Origin of the sequence: Streptomyces beihaiensis (assembly GCF_026274175.1) — a bacterium.
GTDB lineage: Bacteria > Actinomycetota > Actinomycetes > Streptomycetales > Streptomycetaceae > Streptomyces > Streptomyces beihaiensis.
Genome location: NZ_JAPHNL010000255.1, coordinates 43,337 through 50,148, shown reverse-complemented (window position 1 = coordinate 50,148; position 6,812 = coordinate 43,337). Strand labels below are relative to the sequence as shown.

Below are 6,812 nucleotides of genomic sequence, written 5' to 3'. Positions count from 1 at the left end.
CTCCCCCGGCAGCCCCGGCCGGCCCGGCAGCCCCGGCTGCCTCGACCGCGCCGGCCGCCCCGGCAGCCCCGCCCGCGGCGGCGACGGCCTGCGGCCCGTCCGCCGCGAACTGGGTGCGGTACAGCTCGGCGTAGCGGCCGCCCGCGTCGACCAGGTCCTCGTGGGTGCCGCGCTCGACGATGTGGCCGTCCTCGACGACCAGGATCTGGTCGGCGGAGCGGATCGTGGAGAGGCGGTGCGCGATGACGACGGCGGTGCGGCCTTCGAGGGCTTCGGTGAGCGCTTCCTGGACGGCGGCCTCGGACGTGTTGTCGAGGTGGGCGGTGGCCTCGTCGAGGATGACCACACGCTGGCGGGCCAGGAGGAGCCGGGCGATCGTCATGCGCTGGCGTTCACCGCCGGAGAGCCGGTAGCCGCGCTCGCCGACGACCGTGTCGAGGCCGTCCGGCAGGGAGCGGACCAGCGTGTCGAGGCGGGACCTGGTCAGGGCGTCCCACAGTTCGGCCTCGGTCGCGTCGGGGCGGGCCAGGAGCAGGTTGGCGCGGACGCTGTCGTGGAAGAGGTGTCCGTCCTGCGTGACCATGCCGAGCGTGGCGCGCAGCGAGGCGGCGCTCACGTCGCGCACGTCGACGCCGCCGATGCGCACGGCGCCGGCATCGGTGTCGTAGAGGCGCGGCAGCAGCTGCGCGATGGTCGACTTGCCCGCGCCCGACGAGCCGACCAGGGCGACGGTCTGGCCGGGTTCGGCGCGAAACGAGATGCCGTGCAGGACCTCGGTGCCGCCGCGGGTGTCGAGAGCGGCGACCTCCTCCAGGGAGGCGAGGGAGACCTTGTCGGCGGACGGGTAGCCGAAGCGTACGGCGTCGAACTCGACGGCGACCGGGCCGTCCGGCACCGCGCGGGCGTCCGGCCTCTCGGCGATCAGGGGCTCCAGGTCGAGGACCTCGAAGACCCGCTCGAAGCTGACCAGAGCGCTCATCACCTCGACCCGGGCACCCGCCAGGGAGGTCAGGGGCGCATACAGCCTCGTGAGCAGCAGGGCCAGGGAGACGACGGCGCCGGCCTTGAGGGTGCCGTCGAGTGCGAGGTAGCCGCCGAGGCCGTAGACGAGGGCGAGGGCGAGCGCGGAGACCAGGGTGAGGGCGGTGATGAAGCCGGACTGCACCATGGCCGTGCGCACCCCGATGTCGCGCACCCTGCGGGCGCGGGCGGCGAACTCGGCCGACTCGTCGTCGGGCCGTCCGAAGAGCTTGACGAGCGTGGCGCCGGGCGCCGAGAACCGCTCGGTCATCCGGGTGCCCATGGCCGCGTTGTGGGCGGCGGCCTCGCGCTGGAGGCGGGCCATGCGGGAACCCATGCGGCGGGCGGGGAGCACGAAGACCGGCAGCAGGAGCAGGGCGAGCAGGGTGATCTGCCAGGACAGGGTGAGCATGACGGCGAGGGTCAGCAGCAGCGTGACCACATTGCCGACGACGCCGGACAGGGTGTTGCTGAAGGCGCGCTGCGCGCCGATGACGTCGTTGTTGAGGCGGCTGACCAGGGCGCCGGTGCGGGTGCGGGTGAAGAAGGCGACGGGCATGCGCTGCACGTGGTCGAAGACGGCCGTGCGCAGGTCGAGGATGAGGCCCTCCCCGAGGTTGGCCGACAGCCAGCGGGCGAGGAGTCCGAGCCCCGCCTCGGCGAGGGCGATCAGGGCGATGAGGACGGCCAGGCGCACGACGGTCCCCTGGTCCTTGCCGCCCACGATGGCGTCGACGACGCGGCCGGCCAGGAGCGGGGTGGCCACGGCGAGCAGTGCGGTCAGGATGCTCAGCGCCACGAACTGGGCGATGCGGCGTCTGTGGGGGCGCGCGAAGGCGGCGATGCGGCGAAGGGTGGCGCGCGCGAAGGGGCGGCCGTTCGGGCCGCCGTTCTGCGCGTTCATGACGCTGTGCAGCTGCGTCCAGGCTGTGGTCTCCATGCTCATGTCCACCACGGTATGACCTCAACCAATGTTGAGGTGAAGAGCTGGGGCGCGGCACATCACGCGACGCCCGCGGGGCACGCGAGTGACGCCCCTGTCGCGCCGCTTGACCCTCTCATGCCCGAAACATAGCGTCGCTTCAATTCTTTCGCCCGACAGACAAGTTGTGGGCGCTTCGACCATCGGGAAGCGAAGACATGCCGGAGCTACCGAGGCGTACTCTGCTGTCCGCGATCGGCCTCACCGCCGCCGCGGGAGCGGCCACCACCAGGCACGCCACCGCCGCGTCCGCGGCGCGCGGGGCCTCCGTGCGGCCGTCCGCGGACGCCGACGGCAAGGTCAGGGCGCTGCTCGCGCGTATGACTCTCGAAGAGAAGCTGGGGCAGCTCCAGCAGCTGCCCTGGTCCTGGGACCTCAACCCGGGGTCGGGTTCCACCAGGGACGTCGAGGACGCTGCGCGGGCCGGACGGCTCGGTTCCGTGCTGAGCGTCTTCGGCGCGAAGACCACCAATGAGCTCCAGCGCATCGCCGTGGAGGAGTCACGGCTCGGCATCCCGCTGCTGTTCGGCCTCGACGTCATCCACGGCTTTTGGACCAACTTCCCCATCCCGCTCGCGCAGGCGTCGAGCTTCGACCCGCGAGTGGCCCGCACCGACGCCGAGACGTCGGCGCGTGAGGCCCGGTCCAACGGGGTGCACTGGGCGTTCGCCCCGATGATGGACGTCACGCGGGAGCCGCGCTGGGGCCGCGTCGCCGAGGGCAGCGGCGAGGACCCGTACCTGACCTCCCGCTTCGCCGCGGCGAAGATCGAGGGCTACCAGGGCTCCGGCTACGCGGACAAACGGACGCTCGCGGCCTGCGCCAAGCACTTCGTCGCCTACGGGGGCGCCGAGGGCGGCCGCGACTACAACACGGTGGACGTGTCCGAGTCGCGCCTGCGCAACCTCCACCTTCCGCCGTTCAAGGCCGCCGTGGAGGCGGGCGCCGCCACGGTGATGGCCTCGTTCAACACGATCAGCGGCGTCCCGGCGCACGCCAACGCCCACACCCTCACCGGCATCCTCAAGAAGGAGTGGGGCTTCGACGGGTTCGTCGTCAGCGACTACGCGGGCGTGCGGGAGCTGATCGCGCACGGCTTCGCCGAGGACGGCGCCGACGCGGCGCGACTGGCCCTGAACGCGGGCGTCGACATGGAGATGACCAGCACCGAACTGCGCACGCACGGCAGGAAGCTGCTGCGCGCCGGGCGGATCGACCGGCGCCGCGTCGACGACGCCGTCCGGCGGGTGCTGCGCCTCAAGCACGCGCTGGGGCTCTTCGACGACCCGTACGTCGACGAGGACAAGGCGATCGACGGCCCCACGGCGCGGTCGCGGGCGGCGGCCCGCACGGCGGCGGCGCGCTCGATGGTGCTGCTCAAGAACGACGACGGCCTGCTGCCGCTGAAGAGATCCGTCGGCTCGATCGCGGTGGTCGGCCCGTTCGGCGACTCGGGCGACCTGCTCGGCACCTGGGCGGTGCCGCAGTCGGCGCGCCGGTACCCGTCGGTCACGGTTCTCGACGCCGTCCGCGAGGCGGCGCCGGGCGCGAAGGTCACGTACGCGCGCGGTGTCGGCCCGCGAGGCAGGGACGTCACAGGCATCGGCGCGGCGGTCGCGGCGGCGAAGGCGGCGGACGTCACCGTGGCGGTCGTCGGCGAGCCGCCCGCGATGAGCGGCGAGGCGGCCTCGCGCAGCGACATCTCGCTGCCCGGCGCACAGGAGGAGCTGATCACGGCGCTCGCCGCCACCGGCAAGCCGTTCGTGGTGGTCCTCGTCAACGGCCGCCCCCTGACGATCGGCGGCTGGCTCGGCTCCGCGCCCGCGGTTCTGGAGGCATGGCACCCGGGGACGGAGGCCGGTCACGCCGTCGCCGACGTGCTGTTCGGCACGGTGAACCCCGGCGGCAAGCTTCCGGTGTCGTTCCCGCGGACCGTCGGCCAGATCCCCGTCCACTACAACCACGAGTCGACCGGCCGCCCCTACACCGCGGGCAACGCGTACACGTCGACGTACCTCGACCTCCCGCCCACCCCGCAGTTCCCCTTCGGGTTCGGGCTGAGCTACACGACGTTCGAGCTGGGCGCGCCGAAGCTGAGCCGCGGCAGCGTGGCCGCCCGCGCGCTCGGGCGAGGGGACACCGTCGAGGTGTCGGTGCCGGTGCGCAACACCGGTCCGCGGGAGGGCGACGAGGTGGTGCAGCTGTACGTGCGTGACGTGGCGGCGAGTATCACCCAGCCGGTGCGCCGCCTGCGCGGCTTTCGGCGCGTGACACTGAGGCCGGGGGACGCCACCACGGTCCGGCTGCCGCTCGGCAAGGACGACCTCGGTTTCTGGAGCAACGAGACGACTGGTGAATTCCGCCTGGAGAAGGGCACGTTCGAGCTGTATGTCGGCACCGACTCCACGGCGAAGGCGGAACTGACCCTGACCGTCACCTGATCACCGGCCGGACGGATCTCCTCGCGCGCCCCGCTCCGGTGCGGCAAGATGATCGGCAACCGGCTCGAACCCACCGCGTACATCAGGGAGTTGCCCATGACGGAGACGTCTTCCGCCGCGCCGCGCATCGACACCGGCAGGCCCCATCCGGCCCGGGTGTACGACTGGTTCCTCGGCGGCAAGGACAACTACCCGGTGGACGAGGAGCTCGGGCGCCAGATCATGGCGATGGAGCCGACCGCCAGGTACGGTGCGCGCCACAACCGTTGGTTCATGCAGCGGGCGACGCGGATGCTCGCGGCGCGCCGGGGCGTGCGTCAGTTCCTCGACATCGGCACCGGCATACCGACCGAGCCCAATCTCCACCGGATCGCGCAGGCCGCCGCGCCCGAGACGCGTGTGGTGTACGTCGACAACGACCCGATCGTCCTCGCCCACGCCCAGGCGCTGCTGCGCGGGACGCCGGAGGGGGCCACGCACTACGTGCAGGCGGACGCGCGTGATCCGCGCGCCGTCCTGGAGCAGGCGCGCGAGACCCTCGACTTCGATCGGCCCGTCGCGGTCTCGCTGATCGCGCTGCTCCACTTCATCCCGGACACGGACGGCGCGCCCGAGCTGATCAGCACCCTCGTGGACGCTCTGGCACCGGGCAGTTACCTCACGCTGTCGCAGCTCGCCTCGGACCACGACCCGGAGCGCACCCAGCGGGCCGTCGACATGTACGCGGCGGGCGGCGTGACGCTGGTGCCGCGCTCACGCGAGGAGACCGCCGCGTTCTTCGCCGGACTCGAACTGCTCGAACCCGGTCTGGTCTGGCTGCCCGAGTGGCATCCGGAGCTCGGCGTCGACGAGGAGCACGACGGCACGGCCGTCCCGCTGTACGGAGCCGTGGCCCGCAAGGTCTGACGGGCCGGCGGGGTGGCGGGTTGCTCGGGAATGGCGAACATCACACATGGCGATCCCCACGTGACGGACCGGAGCGGATTGTCGTACCGATCCCCTACCCTCGTTCACATGTCCTCCACCCCCACCCCGCGCGCAACCCGCTCCGCCGACGTGGTCAACGAGCAGATTCGTGACCTGTGGGCGCGCGCCGGCGGACAGTTGACGGCCGAGGACCGCGCGGAGTACGAGGCCCTGGTCACCGAGTGGGCGTCGGCCATCGATGAAGGAACCGCGCAGAGAGTCTGACCGGGACGGGAAGGCCCCGAGGGGCTCGGGCCGGACTCAGGTCTGGGGCCGCTTGCCGTGGTTCGCGGCGTTGTTGCGGCGGCTCTTCTTCTTGCGGCGTCGCTTCGAGGACATGGGACACCTCCTGGCAAAAGCGGACTTTCCCGACATCACTCCTGGTCACGATGGCACAGGAGCACGCGGGCCGCGATCCGGACGCCCCGCCCGGGGCGCCGCCCCCTACTTCGGCGGCGTGGGCGTGTCGTGAGTGCGGTGCATGGCCTGGACGTCCAGCTCCAGCTTCACCGTGGGCCCGACGACGGCGATGCCGCGCGCGAGCATGGTGCGCCAGTTGAGCGTTTAGTCCTCGCGGTGCAGCTCAGCCGTGGCGAGGGCGGCGCAGCGCAGCTCCTGCGCGTAGCCGCCGTTGACGACGCCGAGACAACCGGTGTCCAGGTCGACGGTGCGGCTGACGCCGTGCATGGTCAGAGCACCCTGCACGGTCCACTTCGAGCCGCCCCGGAAGAGGAACCTCTCGGAGGTGAAGCTGATCGTCGGATACCGCTCGACGTCGAGGAAGTCCAGCGAGCGCAGGTGATCGTCGCGGGTCTTGTTGCCGGTATCGATCGAGTCGGCGTCGATACGCACGTCGACCCGTGAGTCCGCCATGTCGGGCGCGATGCGGATGACGCCCTCGAAGCGGGTGAAGCGGCCGTGCACATGAGCCATGCCGACATGCTCGGCGATGAAGCGGTCGCCGTGTGCGGCGGGTCGAAGAGCCAGGTGCCGGGGCGCGGCAGCTCCGGGGCACGCCCGGTGTGCAGCTGCACGGAGGTGAGCGGAAGCGGCTCACCGGAGGCCACGTCGACGGTCTGCCGGTGCGGCTCGAGCCCGTCCGCCGCGATCATGACGCTGTACCGGCCGGGCGGCAGCGTCAGGAAGACCGGCCGTACGGGTCGGTCGTCGCCTTGACGGTCGGCCGCGCCGGGCTCCCGCACGGTCACGTCGGCACCCGCCATGGGCTGCCCCACCGGGTCGTAGACCGCACAGTGCAGCGTCCCGGCGCCGCTGGGCACCGGGTGGACCAGGCGCCCGCGCCCCGCGAGGCGGAACCGGACCGCTTCCGGCGGAACAGGGCGAGAGGCATGGTGGGCAGACCTTTCTGATGCTGATCCGGTGTGCTGCTTGCGGTGTGCTGC

Annotated in this window: 5 protein-coding genes and 1 pseudogene; 3 read left to right on the top strand and 3 right to left on the bottom strand. The window is 72.1% G+C overall.

Features of this window, described 5'->3' with window-relative positions:
- Nucleotides 1-1,960 (bottom strand): ABC transporter ATP-binding protein (locus tag OFY01_RS20135; RefSeq protein ID WP_266601864.1); only part of this gene is annotated, 1,960 nt, incomplete at its 3' end.
- Nucleotides 1,961-2,160: 200 nt separating this feature from the next.
- Between OFY01_RS20135 and OFY01_RS20130 the strand changes: the two genes are divergently transcribed.
- The 3 genes from OFY01_RS20130 to OFY01_RS20120 all read left to right on the top strand — a co-directional run bounded on the left by OFY01_RS20130 (nucleotide 2,161) and on the right by OFY01_RS20120 (nucleotide 5,634).
- The gene (locus OFY01_RS20130; RefSeq protein ID WP_266601860.1) at nucleotides 2,161-4,443 is read left to right on the top strand and encodes a glycoside hydrolase family 3 N-terminal domain-containing protein; all 2,283 of its coding nucleotides are present in this window, start codon (nucleotides 2,161-2,163) and stop codon (nucleotides 4,441-4,443) included.
- Nucleotides 4,444-4,539: 96 nt separating this feature from the next.
- On the top strand, nucleotides 4,540-5,349 hold the full coding sequence (locus tag OFY01_RS20125) for an SAM-dependent methyltransferase (RefSeq protein ID WP_266601858.1): 810 nt from the start codon (nucleotides 4,540-4,542) through the stop codon (nucleotides 5,347-5,349).
- A 108-nt stretch (nucleotides 5,350-5,457) separates the two neighbouring features.
- Nucleotides 5,458-5,634, top strand: coding sequence for a hypothetical protein (locus tag OFY01_RS20120; RefSeq protein ID WP_266601856.1), 177 nt, complete (start codon nucleotides 5,458-5,460; stop codon nucleotides 5,632-5,634).
- 36 nt (nucleotides 5,635-5,670) lie between these two features.
- Here OFY01_RS20120 and OFY01_RS32650 read toward each other — a convergent pair whose 3' ends face one another.
- Both OFY01_RS32650 and OFY01_RS20115 read right to left on the bottom strand, forming a co-directional pair.
- Nucleotides 5,671-5,748, bottom strand: a complete 78-nt coding sequence (locus tag OFY01_RS32650; protein WP_407700383.1) for a 50S ribosomal protein bL37 — start codon at nucleotides 5,746-5,748, stop codon at nucleotides 5,671-5,673.
- A gap of 105 nt (nucleotides 5,749-5,853) precedes the next feature.
- Nucleotides 5,854-6,760 (bottom strand): annotated as a pseudogene (locus OFY01_RS20115) (YceI family protein).
- Between the last annotated feature and the right edge of the window lie 52 nt (nucleotides 6,761-6,812).